Here is a 17,808-nt window from a genome sequence, read left to right on the forward strand (position 1 = left end):
TCCTTCCAGCTCCTTAGCTAGGTTGGCTCGATAAAGCCGACGATGGGTGAGGCCGGAGAGGGGCATCACGTAAATGCCCGCTCCGAAAAACATTAATCTTGCAGTTTGAATGCGAACGGTACCAGCACCTGCACCTCACGGCCGGGCGGGGTCGAACACTTGAAGCGACGCACTGCCGTCCGGGCCAGCGCTGCCACAGCCGAATTGGTGGAGGACTTCACCGACACTGCACCAATCTCACATGCTGCACCAACCGTCATCAGCAGCGTCACTTCCGCAGTCTGAATCTGCTCCTTGTCCGCCACGACCGAGAACTTGTCAGACAAGCCTTCCGTCACTTCGGCGTAGTTGGAGAACACGGCACGGGCACTGACTGGACCTGGCGGAGCCGGAGGAGCAGGCGGTGCGGGCGGCGCCGGTGGTGCTGGCGGGCCTTCCGGTGGTGTATCCGTACTCACCGCTGTCGGCGCATTGGTAGGCGCTTGGGGCGGTGGCTGCACAACAACCTCAGGCGGCGGAACATACGCCGGCGGGGGCGGAGGCAGGGGAACATCAGGAGGCGGCGGGGGAAGCGGCTTCTCCTCGGGGGGAGGAGGTGGAGGCGGCTCGTCGATCAGTTTGGTCTCCAAGGGCTTCTGGATAACCTCAACCACCTTACGCGCCAGGCCATTGACCAAGCCATAAACTACTAATAGATGCAGAAGAACAACAAAGCCGATGCCAAGCAAATGCTTCATCGGCTTCCTCTGCTGCTGCGCAAAATCCATGTTTTACCCTCTACACCTGCCGATGGTAAGGCAGGACTAAGCAATATTCACAAGCATGAACGGATCTCGTCACACCTGCCATTCAAAATCAAACTGAAGGCAAGGCAGCGGCGTGGATAACACCCTGCCAGACACAACGTCGACTTCTACTTTGCAGAGACATCACCAAGCCCAGCCAAACTACAAGACAAGCAAGGAAACGCCAAGAGGATCGACTTCTGCGCGCCACTTAAGGGAACAACAAGCAACGCACACAGGCCAACCGCAGACCAATCCGAATACCGCCCCAGTTACAAGACGACACTCAGCGGGATTAATACCCTGTGAAATACAGCCAAAGAGAATACCAAGAAAAGTGCAATGTGCAGTCGCAACAATCAGACAAAAATCGCTTATTCGCTAATTTGCAACACATGCATTTTGCAGGACACAAACGCCAGACGTGACAAAGGCCACTTGCGTGGCCTTTGTCATTTTTGAAACTGGTGCGCCCGAAGAGATTCGAACTCCTGACCCCTTGGTTCGTAGCCAAGTACTCTATCCAGCTGAGCTACGAGCGCATTTTCGTTTAAATTGTTTCAAGTGGTGCGCCCGAAGAGATTCGAACTCCTGACCCCTTGGTTCGTAGCCAAGTACTCTATCCAGCTGAGCTACGAGCGCACTGATGAAACAACTTAAAACGGCTCTTGGCGGAGAAGGAGGGATTCGAACCCTCGATACAGGTTTATGCCCGTATGCTCCCTTAGCAGGGGAGTGCCTTCGACCACTCGGCCACTTCTCCGTCTCAAGAGGACGCGAACTATAAAGAAGCCCGCGCCCTTCGTCAAGCATCAATTCTCAATTTTCTTGATCTAGGCCGAAAGCCTTGTGAAGTACACGAACAGCCAGTTCCAGATACTTCTCATCCAGCACGACCGAAATCTTGATCTCAGACGTTGAAATCATCTGAATGTTGATACCTTCCTCGGCCAGCGTGCGGAACATGGTCGAGGCGATGCCGACGTGCGAGCGCATGCCCACGCCCACCACCGACACTTTGCAGATCTTGTCGTCGCCAGAGATGTGCTTGGCGCCAATATGGCCCTGTACGCCTTCCAGGATGTTCAGCGCCGCCTGGTAGTCGTTACGTGGCACGGTGAAAGAGAAATCGGTGTGCCCCTCGATACCGACGTTCTGGATGATCATATCGACGTCGATATTGGCATCCGCCACGGGGCCCAGAATCTGATAGGCGATGCCCGGCTTATCAGGCACGCCGGTCACATTGATGCGCGCCTCGTCGCGATTGAAGGCGATGCCCGAGATGATGGCCTTTTCCATATTGTCTTCTTCCTCAAACGTAATCAGCGTGCCATCCCCCTCCTCCTGGAAGCTCGACAGCACGCGCAACTTGACCTTGTACTTGCCGGCAAACTCCACCGAGCGGATTTGCAGCACCTTGGAGCCCAGGCTGGCCATTTCCAGCATTTCCTCGAAGGTCACCGTCTTCAGACGGCGCGCCTCAGGCACCACGCGCGGGTCAGTCGTGTAAACGCCGTCCACATCGGTATAGATCTGGCACTCATCTGCCTTCAGGGCCGCCGCCAGGGCCACGCCCGTGGTGTCGGAACCGCCGCGCCCCAGCGTGGTGATATTCCCTTCCGGATCGACGCCCTGGAAGCCCGCCACCACCACCACGCGCCCGGCAGCCAGATCGGCACGCATGGCAGCATCATCGATATGCTGAATACGTGCCTTGGTATGAGCACTATCGGTCAGGATCTTGACCTGGGTGCCGGTATAACTCTTGGCTTCCAGCCCGACATCTTTCAATGCCATAGCCAGCAGGCCGATTGTCACCTGCTCGCCCGTAGAGATAATCACATCCAGCTCACGCGGATCGGGCTTGGCCTGGATTTCCTTGGCCAGGGCAATCAGGCGATTGGTTTCACCGCTCATGGCCGACACGACCACGACGACATCGTGACCCTGGGCCTTGTAACGGGCGACGCGGCGCGCAACATTCTTGATTCGCTCAGGCGAACCCATCGATGTCCCGCCGTACTTCTGGACGATCAGTGCCATGCACATCCCTCTGGCAGATAAGGTAAAAGAGACAGAATCTAAAGAAAGCGCCTTGTGAAAACAAGGCGCGGGCGGCCGGATGGCCTAGAACTTTTCACCGGTGCCGTAAGCACCGCCAGCTATATTTGCTAGCAATCGCGCTTGGCGCAGCGCTCAGCGCGACGGCGCTTGAAATAGCTGAATAGCAAGACCAGGCCGATCAAGCCAATGATGGCCAGAATGCCCACCTGGCCTCGGCCAATCCAGGTCATCAGCCAATCGCGGTTGTAGGCACCGAAATAGCCGAGATACACCCATGCCGGCACGCTAATCAAGGCTGCCAATCCATCCAGCAGCAGGAAGCGCCAGAATGGCACGCGTCGGGTCATGCCGGCGGTAAGGAAGATGGCCGAGCGCAGTCCGGGCAGGAAGCGAGCAATAAACATCAGCCGATTGCCGTAGCGGGCAAATTTATCCTGTACCGCACAGTAGCGCTCCGGGGTCAGTAGCTTGGCCACGAAACGCCAGGACAGCACGCGCTCGCCAAACAGCCGGCCGATCATGAACATGGTGGCATCGCCAATCAGCACACCTGCCATGCCCACGCCAAACATCACGTGCACATCGGCATAACCAAGGCCGGCAATCACGCCACCCGCCACCAGACTGACATCTTCCGGGATGGGCACACCGAAGCCACAGATGAGCAAAACAGAGAAAACGGCGAGATAGCCGTACTCGGTGAAAAGGCTCTGGAGGATATTTAAGAAATCCATCGGCCGTCGGCGATCTAAATGGGGTCGCCATAGTAGCACAGGGTGCTTTGCCTCCGGTCCACACTGCGCTTGTCCCAGGACAAGGTTATGGGCGCTTTTGCCCGCCCAGACCAAGCAGGATGGACGACAGGCAAACAAAAGCCGCCCGAGGGCGGCTTCTGGAATTGAGCGGCCGGGCAGCTTCAGTGCTTACCCGTGCTGCCAAAGCCGCCCTCGCCGCGCTCACTTTGCGCAAAGCTCTCCACCACATTGAAACCTAGCTGTAGGACTGGCACGACCACCAGCTGGGCGATGCGCTCCAAGGGCTGAATCAGGAAGGCCTCATTGCCACGATTCCAGACCGACACAAAGATCTGCCCCTGGTAATCCGAATCGATCAGCCCGACCAGATTGCCGAGCACAATGCCGTGCTTATGCCCCAGCCCCGAGCGCGGCAAGATCATGGCGGCCATGCCGGGGTCAGCGAGGTGCATGGCGATGCCGGTCGGGATCAGCGCGGTGGCACCGGGCACGAGGGAAAGCGGCGCCTCTAGACAGGCGCGCAGATCCAGGCCAGCCGAGCCGCTGGTCGCATAGGCCGGCGGCTGATCCTTCAGGCGCTCATCAAGAATACGGATGTCGATGGTTTTCATGGTTTGGGGTGGTACTCGCGGTAAAGTTTGGCCGTGTGTTGAATGATGGCACGGGCGATATCGAGCTTGGCGGCGCGCGGCAGCTTGTGCTGACCGTGGTCGTCCAGCAGATAGACCTCGTTATCGTCGGCACCCATGGCGGTTTGCACCTGATTGGCCACCAGCAAGGGCAGCTTCTTACGGCGGCGCTTTTGCTCGCCATATTCGAGCAGATTTTCACTCTCTGCAGCGAAGCCCACACAGAACGGCGGCTCGGCCAGGCCAGCCACATTGGCCAGGATGTCCGGATTGGGCGCCAGCTCCAGCGTCAGGATATGCGCATCTTTCTTGATCTTCTGCTCGGACGGGTTCAGTACGTAGTAATCCGCCACAGCCGCCACGCTGATAAAGATATCGGTTTTCGGCACCTCGGCATTCACTGCCGCCAGCATGTCCTTGCTGCTGACGACATCAATGCGCCGCACGCCTGCCGGCGTGACTAAAGGCGTCGGTCCCGCCACCAGGGTGACCTCCGCACCCGCTTCAGCCGCCGCACGGGCAATCGAGAAGCCCATCTTGCCCGAGCTGCTATTGGTAATGCCGCGTACCGCATCGATGCGCTCGAAGGTCGGACCGGCCGTCAGCAGCACCTTGGTGCCCTTCATGAACTTCGGCTGGAACGCGGCCACCACATGGTCAAACAGCGCTTCCGGCTCCAGCATGCGGCCAAAGCCGGTCTCGCCGCAGGCCTGCTCGCCCGCATCCGGCCCCAGGATGCTGATCCCATCCTGGCGCAGCAAGGCCACATTGCGTTGATTCGGTGGGTTCTCCCACATCTGTCTATTCATGGCCGGCGCCACCAGCAAGGGGCAGTCGCGCGCGGTGCACAGCGTGGAGAGCAGATCATCCGCTACCCCATGTGCCAGCTTGAACAGGAAGTCGGCCGACGCTGGCGCCACCAGGATCAGATCGGCCTCGCGACCGAGATCGATATGCGCCATATGGTTGTCGATACGACCATCCCATAGCTCGGTAAACACTGGCCGGCCCGACAGGGCCTGGAAGGTGGCAGGCGCCACAAAACGGGTGGCCGCCTCGGTCATCACCACCTGCACATCGTAGCCAGCCTTCACGAACAAGCGGGTCAGCTCGGCTGATTTATAAGCCGCTACGCCACCGGTCACGCCCAGCAGCACACGTTTCGGGCGGCTCATTGCTTCGCCTTTGACATGAAAATTCCTTTGCAAATAAAGATGCAGCGCCGAAAGTGTAAAGCATTGCCCAAGCCCGCCCAAACGCCATGCCCATTACCGACTGGCCTGCCGATGAACGACCGAGGGAAAAGCTGCTGCGGCGTGGTGCCGCCAGCCTGTCGGATGCCGAGTTGCTGGCCATCTTTCTGCGCGTTGGCCTGCCCGGCAAAAGCGCGGTCGACCTGGCGCGCGAGCTGCTGCAACGCTTTGGTTCACTAACCCAGCTATTCAGTGCCAGCCAGGACACACTGACCGAGGTGGTTGGCATGGGCGAAGCCAAATTCGCCCAGCTGCAGGCCGTGCTGGAAATGAGCCGTCGCGCCCTGCAAGAGGAATTAAGCCAGCCGCGCACGCTGAATCGACCCGCCGCCGTGCGCGACTATCTGCGCCTGTGGCTGGGCGGCGAAACACGCGAAACCTTCGGCGTACTGTTCTTGAATAAGCAGCACCGGCTGCTCGCCGCCGAGGTCCTGTTCCGCGGCACACTCGACCAGGCCGCCGTACACCCGCGCGAACTGGCCAAGCGCGCACTGGCCTTGAACGCTGCCGCGCTGATCGTGGCCCACAACCACCCCTCCGGACTGGCCGAACCGAGCGCCGCCGACATCAGCCTGACTGAGCAACTGGGGCGCGCGCTGCAGCTGATCGAGGTGCAACTGCTCGACCATTTTGTCGTCACCCCGGCCGAAGCGATCTCGCTGGCCGAACGCGGCCTGATCGGCGCACATAATAATTAGATAGATCATCAAGTTGGCAGGCTGGCTGCCGATATTTCTCCTCATAAGGCCGAGACAGGCGGCCAGGAGAAAAATCATGAAGATCCAGCAAGCCCAGCTAGCGCTGACGGGCCAGCGCACGGCCATGCGCCAGCACTTTGTGCAGACGCGGTTGCAGCAGGAAACGCCGCCCCCTCCTCCACCGCCTCCCCCAGCCAGCAGCACGGTCACGCTATCCAATGAAGGGCTGAACAAGCCACCCGGCGAGGCCGGTCTGGATCTGCGCGCACAGCTGGCCAGCCATCCACTCTGGTCACTGATCCAGCAGCTGATCAAGAAGCTGACCGGCCGCGAGTTAAACCTCGACGATATCGTGCCCAGCGGCGAAGCAATTCGCAGCACCCCCGCTACGCCCCAGCCCTCACCCAGCGCCACAGCATGGCGAGTCGAATATCAGCGCGTGGAAGTGCTGCATGAGACGGAACACACCCAGTTCAGCGCCCAGGGAGAGGTTCAGGCTGAAGACGGGCGGCAGATTCACTTCAGCGCTGTGCTCGATCTATATCGCGAGTTCCATCAGATCAGCGAGACCCGCTTGCAGATCGGCAGCCCAGCACAGAAGAAAGACCCGCTGGTGCTGAATTTTGCTGCCGCCTCCGCCAGCCTGCAGCAAAGCAAGCTGAGCTTCGACCTGGACGCCGATGGCAGGGAGGAGCAGATCGCCATGCTTGGCCAGGGCAGCGCCTATCTGGCGCTCGACCATAACCAGGATGGCCAGATCAATGATGGCCGCGAGCTGTTTGGCGCCCAAAGCGGCAATGGCTTTGCCGACTTGAACGAATACGACGAAGACGGCAATGGCTGGATTGATGAAAACGACACAGTCTGGGGCAAGCTGCAGCTGTGGTTTGAAGATGAGCAAGGCCAGCTGCAGCTGCAGAATCTGACCCAGATGGGCATCGGCGCACTCTATCTGGGTAATGCCCGCAGCGACTTTTCGCTTACTGACCCATCAAATCAAGAACATGGACAGATACGTCGCTCGGGCGTGTTTTTGCATGAAGATGGTCAACTGGGCACCTTGCAGCAGGTCGACCTGGTCGTCTGAATGGGCACTCGCCGCAAAGCCTTGTTGCAAGCGGCATTCAGGCGCGCAACACCCCATGGTCACTTCGTTGACAAGCGCGAAAACTCGGGCGCAATATTCCGAGCGCATTTTGGCTTGAAAGAGCGTCCGCCAACCGGCGCGGCGCTTATCCATCGGAATACCGGTTTTGTCAAAAGGGGAACTTAGATGACCTTGGCTCGTTACAGCCTGATTGCCTCCGCCGTACTGGCGCTTGCCGCCTGCGGCAATAAAGAAGAAGCACCCGCTCCGGAAGCCGCCGCTCCGGCTGCTGCCGCACCCAGCGAAGTAATCGTCAAGATCGGCCACGCCGCGCCGCTGACCGGCAATATCGCCCACCTGGGCAAGGACAACGAGAACGGCGTCCGCCTGGCAATCGACGAGCTGAACACCGAAGGTGTTGAAATCGGCGGCCAGAAGGTCAAGTTTGAAATGCTGTCGGAAGACGACCAGGCCGACCCGAAGACAGCCACCACCGTGGCTCAGCGCTTCGTGGACGCCAAGGTTGCCGGCGTGATCGGCCACTTGAACTCGGGCACCACCATCCCGGCTTCGAAGATCTACTCCGACGCAGGCATCCCGCAAATCTCCCCGTCCGCCACCAACCCGGCTTACACGCAGCAAGGCTTCAAGACCGCCTTCCGCGTGATCGCCAACGACGTGGCCCAGGGCGGCGCGCTGGGCGAATTCGCCGCCACCACGCTGAAGGCCAAGAAGGTCGCCATCATCGACGACCGTACCGCCTACGGCCAAGGTCTGGCAGATGAGTTCGAAAAGGCCGCCAAGGCCAAGGGCGTGACTGTGGTGGGTCGTGAATTCACCACCAACCAGGCCACCGACTTCATGGCCATCCTGACCACCATCAAGGGCAAGAAGCCGGACGTGATCTTCTACGGCGGTATGGATGCCCAAGCCGGCCCGCTGACCCAACAGCTGAAGAAGCTGGGCATTGCTGCCAAGGTCATCGGTGGCGACGGCTTCCAGACCGGCGAGTACATCAAGCTGGCTGGCGACAATGCGGAAGGCCAGTACGCTTCGCAACCGGGCATGCCGAAGGACAAGATGCCCGGCTTCGCTGCCTTCAACGACAAGTACAAGGCCAAGTTCAATACCGAAATCCAGATCTACGCACCGTTCACCTATGACGCTACCCGCGTGATGGTGGAAGCCATGAAGCGTGCTGGTTCGGCTGACCCGGCCAAGTACCTGCCAGAAATGGCCAAGACCGATTACACCGGCGTGACCGGCCCGATCAAGTTTGACGACAAGGGCGATATCGTTGGCGGTCAAGTGACCGTTTACCAGGTGAAGAATGGCGCCTGGGAAGCCGTGGCTACCGTGGGCGGCCCCGCCCCGGCAGCAGCTGACGCAGCGGCCGCAGCCCCTGCAGAAGCCCCTAAGCAGTAAGTTCTAAAGAAAAAGGCGGCATCGAAAGATGCCGCCTTTTTCACTTCCGGTTTTCCCCAACTACAACTGTATTCATACCCCGGTCACAATCCGGCCGCGCCTAAATATAAAATCCATAGGGCGCGAGGGGTTTCGCCTGTCATTCGCAGCGCGAATCGCTTTCCCACACGCAACAAGACGAGGAGTCAACGCGTGGACATTTTCATCCAGCAACTCATCAATGGTTTGGTGGTCGGCAGCATTTATGCGCTGATCGCCCTTGGCTACACCATGGTTTACGGCATCCTGCAGCTGATCAATTTCGCCCACGGCGAAATCGTGATGATGGGTGCCATGATTACCATCTCGGCCATCAGCGTTCTCTCCGCCACGGGTGTCGGCCTGCCCGGCCCGGTACTGGTCATCGGCGGTCTCCTGATTGCCATTCCGATCACGATGCTGATCGGTTTCGTGATCGAACGTGTCGCCTACCGCCCGCTGCGCAAGGCACCGCGCCTGGCACCGCTGATTACCGCGATCGGTATTTCCATCGTACTGCAACAGATTGCGGTGCTGATCTGGAAAAACAACCCCCGCTCCTTCCCCGATTTGCTGCCGCATGATCCGCACAACTTCTTTGGTGCCGTGATCACCGATCTGCAGATCGTCATTGTCGTCCTGGCCATCCTGATCATGGCCGGCCTGCTCCTGATGGTGGAAAAGACCAAGCTCGGCCGTGCAATGCGCGCAGTATCCATGAACCAGGCGGTAGCCGGTTTGATGGGCGTCAATATCAACTATGTGATCTCGATGACCTTCGTGATCGGCTCGGGCCTGGGTGCCATCGCCGGCGTGATGGTCGGTGCCAATTATGGCCTCGCCTACCCGACCATGGGCTTCATGATCGGCCTGAAAGCCTTTACCGCCGCCGTGCTGGGTGGGATTGGCAATCTGGGCGGCGCAGTGGCTGGCGGCATCCTGCTCGGCATCATCGAAAGCGTGGGCGCCGGCTATCTTGGTCCGCTCACCGGCGGCGTACTCGGTAGCCACTATCAGGACATCTTCGCCTTCATGGTGCTGATCCTGGTGTTGGTGTTCCGCCCCAGCGGTCTGTTGGGCGAACGCGTTGCTGAACGCGCCTGATCGGGAGAGACAGATAAATGTTTGCCATCAATAAACAAAGCAAGGCCACCGCCTTCATCGGCATGGCGATCTTCGCCGTGGTGCTGGCGGTGCTGCCCTTCGTCATGGGCGCCACCCTGGGCAATACCTGGATCCGTAACCTCGATCTGGCCATGCTCTACATCATGCTGGCGCTGGGTCTGAACATCGTGGTCGGCTATGCCGGTCTGCTCGACCTGGGTTACATCGCCTTCTACGCGGTGGGCGCCTATGTCTACGCGCTGCTGAACTCGCCGCATCTGGCCGGCATGCTGGCCGGTACTGGCTTCGAGTGGCTGCTGCATATGCCACTGCTGGTGGTGCTGCCGCTGGCCGCGCTGATGGCCGGTATCTTTGGCGTGCTGCTCGGCTCGCCCACCCTGAAGCTGCGTGGTGACTACCTGGCCATCGTGACGCTGGGCTTCGGTGAGATCGTGCGCCTGTTCATGAACAACCTCGATCGCCCGATCAATATCACCAATGGCCCGCAAGGCGTGAACCTGATCGAACCGGTCTCCCTGTTCGGCCACAAGTTCTCGCAGGCGATCACGGTGTTCGGCATCGAGTTCCGCAATGTGCACCTCTACTACTACCTGTTCCTGGCCCTCGCCATCCTGATCATCATCGTGTCCATCCGCCTGCAAAGCTCGCGTATCGGCCGCGCCTGGGTCGCGATTCGCGAGGACGAGATCGCCGCACAGGCGATGGGTATCAATACCCGCAATGTGAAGCTGCTTGCCTTCGCCATGGGCGCCTCCTTTGGTGGCGTGTCGGGCGCGATGTTCGCCAGCTTCCAGGGCTTCGTCTCGCCGGAAAGCTTCATCCTGATGGAATCCATCGTGGTGCTGGCCATGGTGGTGCTGGGCGGCATGGGCCATATCCCGGGCGTGATCCTGGGTGCCATCCTGCTGTTCCTGACCCCGGAAGTGCTGCGCGATGTGGTGAACCCGCTGCAGGATAAGCTCTTGGGCGAGCGTGTGGTCAACCCGGAAAACCTGCGCATGCTGCTGTTCGGCTTGGCGCTGATCTTCGTGATGCTGGTCCGTCCGGAAGGCCTGTGGCCGTCCAAACGCCGCAAGGCAGAACTGCACGAGCAAGATGAAGAAGCGGCCGCTGCAGCCGCCGCCAAGGAGGCCGCTCATGGCTAATCAAGCAAAGACCGAGTTGCTGCTGGAAATCACCGGTATTCACAAGCGCTTTGGCGGCCTGCATGCACTGAATGATGTGGCGCTGTCGATCAACAAGGGCGAGATCTACGGCCTGATCGGCCCGAACGGCGCCGGCAAGACCACGCTGTTCAATGTGCTGACGGGCCTGTATCAGCCCGATGAAGGCAAGTTCACCTTCAAGGGCATCGATCTGTTCCGCCAGAAGCCGAATGTGGTGGTGGAAAGCGGCATTGCACGCACCTTCCAGAACATCCGCCTGTTTCACAATATGACGGCGCTGGAGAACGTGATGGTCGGCCGCCATGTGCGTACCAAGGCGGGCGTGATCGGTGCGGTGTTCCGCAATCCGGGCACGAAGGCCGAGGAAGCCGCGATTCGTGCCCGCTCGCTGGCACTGCTCGACTATGTCGGCATCCGCAAGCATGCCGAGGAGCACGCCAAGAACCTGTCCTACGGTGATCAACGCCGTCTGGAAATCGCCCGCGCTTTGGCAACTGACCCACAACTGCTGGCCCTGGACGAACCGGCCGCCGGCATGAACGGCAAGGAAACCGACGACCTGAAGCGTCTGATGGAAAAGATCCGTGCCGATGGCGTGACCATCCTGCTGATCGAACACGATGTGAAACTGATGATGGGCTTGTGCGATCGCATCGCCGTGCTCGACTACGGCAAGAAGATTGCCGAAGGGGTGCCGGAAGTCGTCAAGAACGACCCGCGCGTGATCGAGGCCTATCTCGGCGCCACGCCGGATTGAGGATGAGCATGAGCAACGAAAAGAAATTGCTGGAAGTAAAGGGTCTGCAGGTCGCTTACGGCGGCATTCAGGCAGTGAAGGGCATCGACCTCGAAATCAAGCAGGGTGAGCTGGTAGCCTTGATCGGTGCCAACGGTGCCGGCAAGACCACCACGCTGAAAACCCTGGTCGGCATGGTCAAGCCGGCTGCCGGCACCATCCTGTACGACGGTCAGGACACCTCGCGCATCCCGGTCTACCACTATGTGTCGCGTGGTCTGTCCATGGTGCCGGAAGGCCGCGGCATCTTCCCGCGTCTGACCGTGGAAGAGAACCTCTTGATGGGCGCCTACTACCGCAATGACAAGGCCGAGATCCAGAACGATCTGGCCCGCGTCTACACGCTGTTCCCGCGTCTGAAAGAGCGCTACAAGCAGCTGGCCGGCACCCTGTCGGGTGGCGAGCAGCAGATGGTGGCCATGGGCCGCGCCATCCTGGCCCGCCCCAAGCTCCTGCTGCTGGATGAGCCATCGATGGGTCTGGCGCCGATCATCGTGCAGAAAATCTTCGAGATCATCCGTCAGATCGCCAGTGAAGGCGTGACCATGCTGCTGGTCGAGCAGAACGCCAAGCTGGCGCTGAAGACCGCCAACCGCGGTTATGTGATGGAAAGCGGCAAGATCACCTATGCCGACAGCGCCGAGAATCTGCTGGCCAATGAAAAGGTCCAGCACGCCTATCTGGGTGAATAAACCCAGCCATGGCACACTGAACGGCCCGCTACTGCGGGCCGTTTTTCATTCCAGCCTCGGGAAATCAGCCCATGTCCAAGCTATTCGGCGCCGTCATCGTCGGCGATGAAATCCTCTCCGGCCGACGGGCCGACAAACACTTGGCCTTTATCGCCCAGACCTTGAACGAGCGCGGTCTGACCCTAGCCTGGGCACGCTATATCGGCGACGACCTGGCCGCGCAGCGCGCGCTCTACCGCGATACCCTGGCCAGCGGCGCCTGCGTGTTCAGTTTCGGCGGCATCGGTGCCACGCCCGATGATCACACCCGCCTCGCCGCAGCCCAGGCGGCAGGGCTGGAACTGCTGCAGCACCCGGAGGCTACCGCGCTGATCGAGGCACGCTTCGGCACGAGCGCCTATCCGCATCGAATCAAGATGGCGCAATTGCCGGCCGGCAGCACACTGATTCCGAATCCGGTTAATCAGGTGGCCGGCTTCTCGCTCGACCAACATCATTTCCTGCCCGGCTTTCCGGAAATGGCCTGGCCAATGGCGCGCTGGGTGCTCGATCAGCATTACGCCGGTCTGGGCGAGGTAAGGCAAACGGTCAGCTTCATCGTGCCCGATGCCAAGGAGGGCGATCTGATCAGCCTGATGGAAAGCTTTGTCGCCGCCCACCCTACCCTCGCCTTCTCCTGCCTGCCCAGCTATGGCAATGCACGCCATGCTGGACCTCATATCGAGTTCTCGCTTAGCGGCCCGCCCGCCGCAGCAGAAGCAGCCAACGCGACTTGGGCCGCCACGCTGGCCGCAGCCGGCTACACGATCTTGCGCCCGGCCGGCAGTTAAGCCAGCTCGCCGCTCTTTAGGCGCGCCACCGTATCGCGGATCAGATGGCCGGCGATGCTAAAGCGCGGCGGGATGGCGGGCAGCGCATCGATATCGAACCATTGCGCATCCTCGATCTCACCTGCCTGCGGCACGATCTCGCCCGCCTGCCACTGCGCGGTATAGGCGACCATCAAACTATGCGGGAAGGGCCAGCTCTGGCTGCCGTAGTACTGCAGACGCCCGACCTGCACCCCGACCTCCTCAGCCACCTCGCGCAGCACACATTGCTCGAGCGATTCGCCCGCCTCGACGAAGCCGGCCAGCGCGCTGTAAATGCCGGGCGCAAAGCCGGGCGAGCGAGCCAAGAGCAGCTCACGCCCACGCCAGACCAGCGCCATCATGGCCGGGCTTAGACGCGGATAGGCTAGGTGCTGACAGGCCGGACAGATGCGGCAGCGCTCGTCGCCCTTGCGCAGGGTGGGCGTGCCACACACGCCGCAAAAGCGATGCGCGCGATCCCACTCGATCAGCTGTGCCGCACGTGCAGCTACCGCCAGCAGCGCCTCCGGCATGGCCAGCATGGCCGCACGCAGCGATACGGCCTGCCAGCCGGGCGGCAGCTCGCTCACGCTCAAGGCCCAGCAGTCCACCCCCTCTAGGCGTCCCAGATAGTGGGCATCTGCGCTGAGCAGGGGCGCAGCCGCCGCTGCCAGCGGCTGAAGTTGCAGCGTTTCTCCCTCGGGCAAGAGCAGCTTGCCGGCCAGGAAAGTGAATTGCCAGCGCAGCGGGCTGGCGGGGGCGCTGGCAACAAGCGCCGCTTCGAAACGGGCCATCGTCTTGGGTTTGCACGTAAAAAACGGCAGTATACGCCGCAGGTTGGCGTCCACCGCCGGATGGATCACCTATAGTCAGAGCTCCCATCAGGGGGCAAAACACCACAGGCCGGGAGGCAAGATGTTCAAGCTGCACGATTGGTCACTGAAGGCAAAACTGCTCGCCATGTTCTTCGTGGCCAACCTGATTACCGGCCTGCTGTATACCGGCTATGCCTATCACTTGAAGTCGCAGGCCATCCTGGCCGGCATCGACGGGCGCCTGATTGCCGCCGCCAACGCCGCCCCCGATCTGATCACCGAGAACTATCTGCAAAGAGCCAAATCGGCCGGCAGCATCTCGGATAGTGAATACACGCGTACCGGCGCACGGCTCAAGGATCTGTCTGGCAAGGTCGGCCTCGCCTATCTGTACGCGATGGGCATGCACGAGGGCAAGGTCGTCTACCTGGCCGATGCCTTCAGCGAGGAAGAGAAGAAGGCCGACAAATACGGCAAACACTTCTCGGTGTATGAGCCCAGCGCCGGCCTGAAGCGCGCCTTCGCCACCCGCAGCGAGACCTATGACGAGTACACCGACCAGTACGGCTATTTCCGCTCTGTCTTCCTACCACTGAAGACTGAGCAAGGGTATGAATACATGATTGGTGCCGATGTACGCATCGACCATGTCAAGGCGGAGCTGCGCGCCACCCTGCTGCAGTCGATGGGCATCGGCGCACTGGGCTTTGGGCTGGGCATGGTGGTGTGCTTCCTGCTGGCCAATCTGATTGTGCGGCGCGTGCAGGATATCGGCCGCACCATCGAAGCGATCGCACGGGACAAGAATCTGAGCCTGCAGGTGGATGCCAGTCAGAAGGATGAGCTGGGTAGGATCGCCCGCAATCTGAATGAATTGATGAGCAGCTTCCGCGTCGCGCTAACCGAGGCTAAACATGGCGCGAATGACAATGCGCGCCTGTCACAGGAGTTCGCCCGCCAGACTGGCACCATCGCCGAAGACACCGTGCACGCGGCCGAGGAGCTGGATGAAGTGACCCGTCGCGCCGATGAGATTGCCCATGCCACCGCCAACTCGGCCGAGCGCGCGGCAGGCTTACGGCGCGATATCGGCGCCGTCGAGGCTAAGCTCAGCGAGGCGCGCCAGCAGATCGATGCGATGGCCGGCCAGATTGAGGCCGGCGCACAGGCCAATCGCGAGTTCACCGGCGCCTTCAAGACCCTGTCGGAGAATGTGCGCGAAATCACCAGCATCCTGCGCACCATCGCTGAGATTTCCGAGCAGACCAATCTGCTCGCTCTGAATGCCGCCATTGAAGCAGCCCGCGCGGGCGAACAGGGGCGCGGCTTTGCCGTGGTGGCGGACGAGGTGCGCAAGCTGGCCGGCCAGACCCAGGAGACGCTGGGCAAAACCAATGCCATGGTCACGCGCATTCTGGCCACCATTGAGGCCACCAGCGCCCAGGTCAATGAACAGGCGCGCCAGATCGACGGTCTGGTGCAGGCATCCAATACCGTGGACGAGGCGATTGCCAGCACCGCCGAGCTGATGGCGCAGACCAGTGGCGTGGTGGGCGATACCGCCAGCGATGCTGAAGCCGCCCGCCAGGCCGTGGAGGCCATCCGCGCGACCCTGAGCGGCCTGAACCAGACCATGCAGACCAACCGCGATCAGGCTGAGGGCATGGGGGCGGCGGCACGTGAGCTCGGGGTCACCTCGGCACGGCTGGATGGCACCCTGGCCAGCTTCCGCACCGAGTAAATACCGCTGCAAGCTACGAGCAGACCAAGCAAAACGGCGCCACCGGGGCGCCGTTTTCATGCCAGGCCAGCAAAGCTAGCTGAGCACTTCCATGATCTCCATACCGATCTCATACACCTCGCTTTGCTCGAGCGCATGGCAGCGGCGCACCCGCACTCTGGCCACCATGGGTGCCGCGGCCAGCTGGCCGGCGCGCGGCGCCATGACCGTCACTTCCAGCTCCTCATCCGGGCGCGGCACAAAGCTCGATTGCACGGTCAATCCGGCTACCGATAAATCGGTACAGGTGCCGTAATAACTAGGCCCCTGCCCTAGCGTACGGATGCGCGCCGGGCAGGTAACCGGCACGCGGCGAGAGCGGCGTGATTCACGGCTCAAGACATATCTCCCCATCGTTGTCGCTTAGCCGCGACTCATTGCATAAGCATAAGCTGAATAAGATTGTGATGCCAATACGCACGGGCCAGGCGGCACCTTATAATCCGCCGCTATGTCTGAAGCCTATGCCATCGATCATTACGAGAACTTCCCCGTCGCCTCGCTCTTGCTGCCCGCCGCCATGCGCAAGCCGATTGCGGTGGTCTACCGCTTTGCCCGCAGCGCCGACGACTTCGCCGATGAGGGCGAGCGCAGCCCGGCCGAGAGGCTGGCGCTGCTGGACGGCTTTCGTGCCGAGCTCAATCGCATTGCGGCCGAGCAGCCACCGCAGAGCGCGCTGTTCCGCGATCTGCGCGATCAGGTGCTGATCCCACACCAGGTGCCGCTGCAGCTGTTCCACGACCTGCTCGATGCGTTTGCCCAGGATGTGGTGAAGACGCGCTTTGCCGACTTCGGTGAAGTGATGCAGTACGCACGTCGCTCGGCCAACCCGGTCGGGCGCATCGTGCTGCATATCGCTGGGCGTGCCAGCACCCGCCATCTAGCCTGGTCGGACGGCATCTGCGCCGCGCTGCAGTTGATCAATTTCTGGCAGGACGTCGCCATCGACTGGCGGAAGGGGCGGATTTACCTGCCACAGGACGAGTTGGCGCGCTTTGGAGTGAGTGAAGCGCAGATTGCGGCCGGGACGGTGGACGACAACTGGCGCGCACTGATGGCTTTTCAGGTTGACCGTACGCGCCGCATGTTGCGCGCCGGCTCGCCGCTCGGCCTGGCCCTACCCGGCCGGCTCGGACTGGAAATCCGCCTGACCATCCTGGGTGGCGATGCCATCCTGAAGAAAACCCAGGCCTGCGGCTACGATGTATTCCACCAACGCCCACGCCTGCGTGCGCATGACTGGCCCTTGCTGCTGCTGCGCGCCCTGTTCCCGAAGCGGATACGCTCATGAGGCTGTTCGAACTCTTGTTGCGCCTGTTTACCGCGCGCGGCTGGGCGGGCCGACTCAGCGCACTGGCGGCACTGGCCGTGGCCGGCTACGCGCTATGGCAGGGCGAGCTGAGCGCCCGTCCGCTGGATGCTGCCCTCAGCGCCAGCCTGCAGGGCCGCGTGGTCGGCGTACAGGATGGCGATACTCTGGAACTGCTCGATGCCAGCAGCCAGACCCATCGCGTGCGGCTGGCTTTCATTGATGCGCCGGAACATGCCCAGCCCTATGGCACGCGCGCACGTCAGCATCTGGCCCAGCTGGTGTTCGGCAAGCCGATCACCGTCAAGGTTAACGGCGAGGACAAGTACGGGCGCGTGCTGGGCGAGGTCAGCCAAGCTGGTCGCGACATCAGCGCTGAGCAGCTGGCAGCAGGCCTTGCCTGGCACTATGTGCATTACGCCCAGCGTGACCAGGCGCCCGCCCATTTCCAGCGCTACCAGCAGCTGCAAACCGAGGCACGCCAGCAAGGCGTCGGTCTCTGGCAGCAGGCAAGACCGCAAGCACCGTGGGATTACCGCCAGCAGCGCAGATAGCGG

At 61.1% G+C, this 17,808-nt stretch carries 18 protein-coding genes and 3 tRNA genes; 11 read left to right on the forward strand and 10 right to left on the reverse strand.

The genetic code is table 11. The features are described from left to right. Positions 1-92 precede the first annotated feature (92 nt). From BT173_RS19270 to coaBC, 8 genes are all read right to left on the reverse strand, one after another. Positions 93-767, reverse strand: coding sequence for a hypothetical protein (locus tag BT173_RS19270; RefSeq protein ID WP_072427989.1), 675 nt, complete (start codon positions 765-767; stop codon positions 93-95). Between the two features lie 483 nt (positions 768-1,250). After that, positions 1,251-1,327 (reverse strand) — tRNA-Arg (locus tag BT173_RS07320). 23 nt (positions 1,328-1,350) lie between these two features. Further along, positions 1,351-1,427, reverse strand: a tRNA-Arg gene (locus tag BT173_RS07325). Between the two features lie 27 nt (positions 1,428-1,454). After that, a tRNA-Ser gene (locus tag BT173_RS07330) sits at positions 1,455-1,548 on the reverse strand. A gap of 56 nt (positions 1,549-1,604) precedes the next feature. Continuing rightward, entirely contained in the window at positions 1,605-2,831 is a 1,227-nt protein-coding gene (locus BT173_RS07335; protein ID WP_072428161.1) for an aspartate kinase, read from the reverse strand. A gap of 128 nt (positions 2,832-2,959) precedes the next feature. Continuing rightward, positions 2,960-3,586 (reverse strand): DedA family protein, encoded by a 627-nt coding sequence (locus BT173_RS07340; protein ID WP_072427990.1) that lies wholly within the window; start codon positions 3,584-3,586, stop codon positions 2,960-2,962. A 182-nt stretch (positions 3,587-3,768) separates the two neighbouring features. After that, positions 3,769-4,218 carry a dUTP diphosphatase gene (dut, locus tag BT173_RS07345; RefSeq protein WP_072427991.1) on the reverse strand — a complete coding sequence of 150 codons (450 nt, stop codon included), beginning with the start codon at positions 4,216-4,218 and terminating at the stop codon, positions 3,769-3,771. Further along, complete coding sequence (gene coaBC / locus BT173_RS07350; RefSeq protein WP_072427992.1) at positions 4,215-5,411, reverse strand: bifunctional phosphopantothenoylcysteine decarboxylase/phosphopantothenate--cysteine ligase CoaBC; 1,197 nt, start codon at positions 5,409-5,411, stop codon at positions 4,215-4,217. The genes dut and coaBC overlap by 4 nt, the downstream gene beginning before the upstream one ends. Positions 5,412-5,497: 86 nt before the next feature. Here coaBC and radC point away from each other — a divergent pair, with 86 nt between their 5' ends. The 8 genes from radC to BT173_RS07390 all read left to right on the forward strand — a co-directional run bounded on the left by radC (position 5,498) and on the right by BT173_RS07390 (position 13,326). Then, on the forward strand, positions 5,498-6,187 hold the full coding sequence (gene radC / locus BT173_RS07355; RefSeq protein ID WP_072427993.1) for a RadC family protein: 690 nt from the start codon (positions 5,498-5,500) through the stop codon (positions 6,185-6,187). Between the two features lie 76 nt (positions 6,188-6,263). Continuing rightward, the gene (locus BT173_RS07360) at positions 6,264-7,274 is read left to right on the forward strand and encodes an SPM autocatalytic domain-containing protein (RefSeq protein ID WP_072427994.1); all 1,011 of its coding nucleotides are present in this window, start codon (positions 6,264-6,266) and stop codon (positions 7,272-7,274) included. 186 nt (positions 7,275-7,460) lie between these two features. Beyond that, positions 7,461-8,699, forward strand: a complete 1,239-nt coding sequence (locus tag BT173_RS07365; protein ID WP_072427995.1) for a branched-chain amino acid ABC transporter substrate-binding protein — start codon at positions 7,461-7,463, stop codon at positions 8,697-8,699. 192 nt (positions 8,700-8,891) lie between these two features. Then, positions 8,892-9,821: a branched-chain amino acid ABC transporter permease gene (locus tag BT173_RS07370; protein WP_072427996.1), complete on the forward strand. Its 930-nt coding sequence runs from the start codon at positions 8,892-8,894 to the stop codon at positions 9,819-9,821. A gap of 17 nt (positions 9,822-9,838) precedes the next feature. Then, positions 9,839-10,987, forward strand: coding sequence for an ABC transporter permease subunit (locus BT173_RS07375; RefSeq protein WP_072427997.1), 1,149 nt, complete (start codon positions 9,839-9,841; stop codon positions 10,985-10,987). Next, the gene (locus BT173_RS07380) at positions 10,980-11,765 is read left to right on the forward strand and encodes an ABC transporter ATP-binding protein (protein WP_072427998.1); all 786 of its coding nucleotides are present in this window, start codon (positions 10,980-10,982) and stop codon (positions 11,763-11,765) included. The genes BT173_RS07375 and BT173_RS07380 overlap by 8 nt, the downstream gene beginning before the upstream one ends. A gap of 8 nt (positions 11,766-11,773) precedes the next feature. After that, on the forward strand, positions 11,774-12,496 hold the full coding sequence (locus tag BT173_RS07385) for an ABC transporter ATP-binding protein (protein WP_139256087.1): 723 nt from the start codon (positions 11,774-11,776) through the stop codon (positions 12,494-12,496). Between the two features lie 71 nt (positions 12,497-12,567). Then, positions 12,568-13,326, forward strand: a complete 759-nt coding sequence (locus tag BT173_RS07390) for a competence/damage-inducible protein A (RefSeq protein WP_072428000.1) — start codon at positions 12,568-12,570, stop codon at positions 13,324-13,326. Here BT173_RS07390 and nudC read toward each other — a convergent pair. Beyond that, on the reverse strand, positions 13,323-14,141 hold the full coding sequence (gene nudC / locus BT173_RS07395; RefSeq protein WP_072428001.1) for an NAD(+) diphosphatase: 819 nt from the start codon (positions 14,139-14,141) through the stop codon (positions 13,323-13,325). The two genes, BT173_RS07390 and nudC, sit on opposite strands and share 4 nt — an antisense overlap. Positions 14,142-14,262: 121 nt before the next feature. On the opposite strand from nudC, the gene BT173_RS07400 reads away from it, so the two are divergent. Then, on the forward strand, positions 14,263-15,903 hold the full coding sequence (locus BT173_RS07400; RefSeq protein WP_072428002.1) for a methyl-accepting chemotaxis protein: 1,641 nt from the start codon (positions 14,263-14,265) through the stop codon (positions 15,901-15,903). Positions 15,904-15,978: 75 nt separating this feature from the next. Here the strand turns inward: BT173_RS07400 and BT173_RS07405 are convergent, their stop codons facing one another. Then, the gene (locus BT173_RS07405; protein ID WP_217651421.1) at positions 15,979-16,281 is read right to left on the reverse strand and encodes a PilZ domain-containing protein; all 303 of its coding nucleotides are present in this window, start codon (positions 16,279-16,281) and stop codon (positions 15,979-15,981) included. Between the two features lie 112 nt (positions 16,282-16,393). Between BT173_RS07405 and hpnC the strand changes: the two genes are divergently transcribed. Further along, positions 16,394-17,233, forward strand: a complete 840-nt coding sequence (gene hpnC, locus BT173_RS07410; protein ID WP_072428004.1) for a squalene synthase HpnC — start codon at positions 16,394-16,396, stop codon at positions 17,231-17,233. Beyond that, positions 17,230-17,805: a thermonuclease family protein gene (locus BT173_RS07415; RefSeq protein ID WP_084658310.1), complete on the forward strand. Its 576-nt coding sequence runs from the start codon at positions 17,230-17,232 to the stop codon at positions 17,803-17,805. Before hpnC ends, BT173_RS07415 begins: the two co-directional genes overlap by 4 nt. The last annotated feature ends 3 nt before the right edge of the window (positions 17,806-17,808 follow it).

The organism is Chitinimonas taiwanensis DSM 18899, assembly GCF_900119825.1.
Taxonomy (GTDB): Bacteria; Pseudomonadota; Gammaproteobacteria; order Burkholderiales; family Chitinimonadaceae; genus Chitinimonas; species Chitinimonas taiwanensis.

What these genes read in the sequence shown, in the direction of transcription:
- BT173_RS19270 (WP_072427989.1), bottom strand. Translation starts at nt 767, where the DNA reads ATGGATTTTGCGCAGCAGCAGAGGAAGCCGATGAAGCATTTGCTTGGC.
- BT173_RS07335 (WP_072428161.1), bottom strand. Translation starts at nt 2,831, where the DNA reads ATGGCACTGATCGTCCAGAAGTACGGCGGGACATCGATGGGTTCGCCT.
- BT173_RS07340 (WP_072427990.1), bottom strand. Translation starts at nt 3,586, where the DNA reads ATGGATTTCTTAAATATCCTCCAGAGCCTTTTCACCGAGTACGGCTAT.
- dut (WP_072427991.1), bottom strand. Translation starts at nt 4,218, where the DNA reads ATGAAAACCATCGACATCCGTATTCTTGATGAGCGCCTGAAGGATCAG.
- coaBC (WP_072427992.1), bottom strand. Translation starts at nt 5,411, where the DNA reads ATGAGCCGCCCGAAACGTGTGCTGCTGGGCGTGACCGGTGGCGTAGCG.
- radC (WP_072427993.1), top strand. Translation starts at nt 5,498, where the DNA reads ATGCCCATTACCGACTGGCCTGCCGATGAACGACCGAGGGAAAAGCTG.
- BT173_RS07360 (WP_072427994.1), top strand. Translation starts at nt 6,264, where the DNA reads ATGAAGATCCAGCAAGCCCAGCTAGCGCTGACGGGCCAGCGCACGGCC.
- BT173_RS07365 (WP_072427995.1), top strand. Translation starts at nt 7,461, where the DNA reads ATGACCTTGGCTCGTTACAGCCTGATTGCCTCCGCCGTACTGGCGCTT.
- BT173_RS07375 (WP_072427997.1), top strand. Translation starts at nt 9,839, where the DNA reads ATGTTTGCCATCAATAAACAAAGCAAGGCCACCGCCTTCATCGGCATG.
- BT173_RS07380 (WP_072427998.1), top strand. Translation starts at nt 10,980, where the DNA reads ATGGCTAATCAAGCAAAGACCGAGTTGCTGCTGGAAATCACCGGTATT.
- BT173_RS07385 (WP_139256087.1), top strand. Translation starts at nt 11,774, where the DNA reads ATGAGCAACGAAAAGAAATTGCTGGAAGTAAAGGGTCTGCAGGTCGCT.
- BT173_RS07390 (WP_072428000.1), top strand. Translation starts at nt 12,568, where the DNA reads ATGTCCAAGCTATTCGGCGCCGTCATCGTCGGCGATGAAATCCTCTCC.
- nudC (WP_072428001.1), bottom strand. Translation starts at nt 14,141, where the DNA reads ATGGCCCGTTTCGAAGCGGCGCTTGTTGCCAGCGCCCCCGCCAGCCCG.
- BT173_RS07400 (WP_072428002.1), top strand. Translation starts at nt 14,263, where the DNA reads ATGTTCAAGCTGCACGATTGGTCACTGAAGGCAAAACTGCTCGCCATG.
- hpnC (WP_072428004.1), top strand. Translation starts at nt 16,394, where the DNA reads ATGTCTGAAGCCTATGCCATCGATCATTACGAGAACTTCCCCGTCGCC.
- BT173_RS07415 (WP_084658310.1), top strand. Translation starts at nt 17,230, where the DNA reads ATGAGGCTGTTCGAACTCTTGTTGCGCCTGTTTACCGCGCGCGGCTGG.